The 3,060-nt window shown below is 61.6% G+C and carries 3 protein-coding genes; 1 reads left to right on the top strand and 2 read right to left on the bottom strand.

The features are described 5' to 3' along the window. Window positions 1-846, top strand: an 846-nt coding sequence (locus tag FEM54_RS29045; protein ID WP_477749744.1) for a peptidyl-prolyl isomerase family protein, incomplete at its 5' end; no start/stop codon positions are given. Window positions 847-1,011: 165 nt separating this feature from the next. On the opposite strand, the gene nhaA is transcribed toward FEM54_RS29045, so the two are convergent. Then, window positions 1,012-2,340 carry a Na+/H+ antiporter NhaA gene (nhaA, locus tag FEM54_RS29040; protein ID WP_099550020.1) on the bottom strand — a complete coding sequence of 443 codons (1,329 nt, stop codon included), beginning with the start codon at window positions 2,338-2,340 and terminating at the stop codon, window positions 1,012-1,014. A gap of 122 nt (window positions 2,341-2,462) precedes the next feature. Further along, window positions 2,463-3,060 (bottom strand): chloride channel protein (locus tag FEM54_RS29035; RefSeq protein ID WP_171045931.1); only part of this gene is annotated, 598 nt, incomplete at its 5' end.

Here is a 3,060-nt window from a genome sequence, read left to right as displayed (position 1 = left end):
CAGGTGTCGGCTCCTGTGCGCACCACTTTCGTTTGGCACTTGATCAAGCTGTTGGGCGTTGCAGCACCTGAAGTGCCATCGTTTGCCCGCCTGAAAGACACGCTGACCCGCGAGCTCAAGACCCAGCAGGTCGAGCAGTGTTATGTCGAAGCGACCAAGCAATTGGAAGACGCGGCATTCGAAGCCTCCGACCTGGCTCAGCCGGCGTCCGACCTGAAGCTGACCGTGCACACGTCCGCGCCGTTTGGCCGGGAAGGTGGCGAAGGTGTTGCGGCCAACCGTGCCGTGGTCACCGCAGCGTTCAGCCCGGAAGTGCTGGATGAAGGTGCCAACAGCAGCGCTATCGAGCTGGACCCGGAAACCATCATCGTGCTGCGTGCCAAAGAGCATCTGAAGCCTGCGCAACTGCCGCTGGAAAGCGTGTCGGCTGCGATCCGCATCCAGATGACCAAAGAGCGCGCCATCGCGGCTGCCAAAACCCATGCCGACGAGTTGATCGCCAGCCTGCGTGACGGCAAGACCCCGTTGAACCAGCTGATCGACGGCCAGGCCTGGAAGGTCACTGAAGCGGCGACCCGTAACGCTGAAGCGATCGAGCCGGCCGTGCTGCAAGCCCTGTTCCGCATGCCTAAGCCTGCGGCCAAAGACAAGCCGACCTTCACCACCGTGACCCTGGCTGACGGTAGCCTGGTGATCGTGCGCTTGAACGGCGTCAACGAAGCTGCAGCCCCTACCGACGAAGAAAAGGCGCAATACCGCCGCTTCCTCGCCTCGCGTATTGGCCAGCAGGACTTTGCTGCCTACCGCAAGCAGTTGGAAACCAAGGCTGACATCAAGAAGTTCTGATGTTGGTTTGAATAGAAAAGCCCCCGGTCTGAAAGGACCGGGGGCTGTTTTTTTGCGCAATTGTCGGCTCAGAACTGATCGTTCCCACACTCTGCGTGGTAATGCATCCCGTGACGCTCTGCGTCACCCGTACGCAAGTACAGAAAGCGGGACGCGCAGACGGGCTCAGAACTTCAGTTTGCCCCAGCTCAAGCCAATCACAGCTGCCACGGTCGAGGCCGTCAGCACACTCAGTTTGGCCGCTGCCAACAGTTCCGGGTCGGAGAAGGCCAGGGACGAGATAAAGATCGACATGGTAAAACCAATCCCCGCCAGCAGGCCGACCAGGCCGACACCGCTCCAGGTGACTCCGTCGGGCAGCTTGCAGATATTGAGTTTGACCAGCGTGATGCTCGCCAGCATCACGCCCAACGGTTTGCCGATCACCAGGGCGAAGATCACGCCCATAAACACGCCATGGGGCAGCGGATGCTCAAGGTTCAAGCCTTGCAAGCTGACACCGGCATTGGCCAGGGCGAACAACGGCATCACACCGAATGCGACCCACGGATGCAACGCCGACTGCACGCGCTGCACCGGCGGCATCAGTTCGCGCTGGGCTTCGCGCAGTTGCTTGAGCGGCTTGGCGACCTGGTGCGAGTCTTCGGCCGGTCGCGAGAGGCGATCCATCAGTTCGTTGAAGGTGCGGCCGATGGTGTCCAGTGGGCGTTCGGTGGTCGGTTTGGAGCTGACCGGCGTCATCAGGCCCAGGATCACCCCGGCGAGGGTCGGGTGCACGCCGGTCTTGAGCAGGCCGAACCAGACAATCGCCCCCGGCAGCAGATAGATCGCCGCCTTGCTGATGCCCATTCGTTGGAACACCAACACCAGGGCTAACCCACCTGCGGCAACCACCAGACCCATGTAGTCCAGGCTTGCAGTGAAAAACACCGCAATGATCAGGATCGCCACGATGTCGTCGATAATGGCCAGTGCCAGCAGCAGGACGCGTACACCGCTGGGGATGGATTTGCCCAACAGCGCCAGCACGCCGACGGCAAAGGCAATGTCGGTGGCGGTGGGCACGGCCCAGCCACTCGCGGCGGCGGTGCCATGGTTGAGCGCGGTGTAGATAATGGCCGGCATCACTACGCCACCCAGTGCGGCGCCCAGCGGCAGGGTCGCGAGTTTCAGGTTGGCGAGTGCGCCGTCCTTTATTTCCTGACGTATCTCCGCACCTACCACCAGGAAGAAAATGGTCATCAGGCCGTCATTGACCAGAAAGTGCAGGGAGCGCGACACACTGAAATCGCCCAGCCCGAGGGTAATCGGGGTGTTCCAGAAGTGTTCGTAGGACGCGGCGGCCGGGCTGTTGGCCCAGATCAACGCTGCAATGGCCGCCAGCAACAGGACGATACCGCTGACGGCTTCGATGCGTGAAAACCGCTCAAGGGCCGACAGTGCGCCCTCGGTCAATGCCTGGGGGCGAGGGATGGCAGGGTGTTTTTTGGGCACGACAAGTCTCCATTGGCGGCCCGACCAATGCTTTGCTTTAACCTGCGTTGTGCCCTATGCAGTCACGCACCCAGGGTGATGATAGGAAGTTGATGAATAAGTTGTAAACAATGTTGTCAGGGTTAAGGGCTTTTTGTCGGTGGGTGCAGAAACCCGCGCGCCAATTGCTGGTACAACTCCGGCCCCATCCGCGAACTGACGGCTTTGGCAATCAGCGCCACCGCCATCAGGCTGATCACCATCCCGTGGCTGTCGATCATCTCCATTACGATGATCGCCGAGGTGATCGGCGATTGCGTCACGGCAGCCAGGAAGCCCACCATGCACAGCGCAATGATCGGTTGCGCTGCCAGCGCGAAAAACTCGGCTGCGTTGGCGCCCACGGCCGCGCCGACGGCCAGCGACGGCGCAAAAATGCCGCCCGGAATTCCGGAAAAATACGTCACGACCGTCGCCAGAAAACGCGTGACAGGCGCATGCCACGGCAGGCCGACATCGGCGGCAATGATCTGCGAAGTAATCCCGTAGCCGCTGCCGAAGGACATCCCGCCGCTGAGCCAGCCCAGGATTGCGACCACCAGCCCACACGCCCCGGCGAACCAAACCGGGTGGGCGCGCCGCCATTCCCAGACCACAAACCTGTGGTAGCGCTGGGGCCACAGCAGCATGCGACTGAACAGCCCGCCGAGCACGCCACAGCCGATGCCTGCCGCCAATACC

Origin of the sequence: Pseudomonas edaphica (assembly GCF_005863185.1) — a bacterium.
Lineage (GTDB): Bacteria > Pseudomonadota > Gammaproteobacteria > Pseudomonadales > Pseudomonadaceae > Aquipseudomonas > Aquipseudomonas edaphica.
The sequence above is the reverse complement of the archived record's forward strand: the minus strand, read 5'-3'. Positions and strand labels throughout refer to the sequence as shown.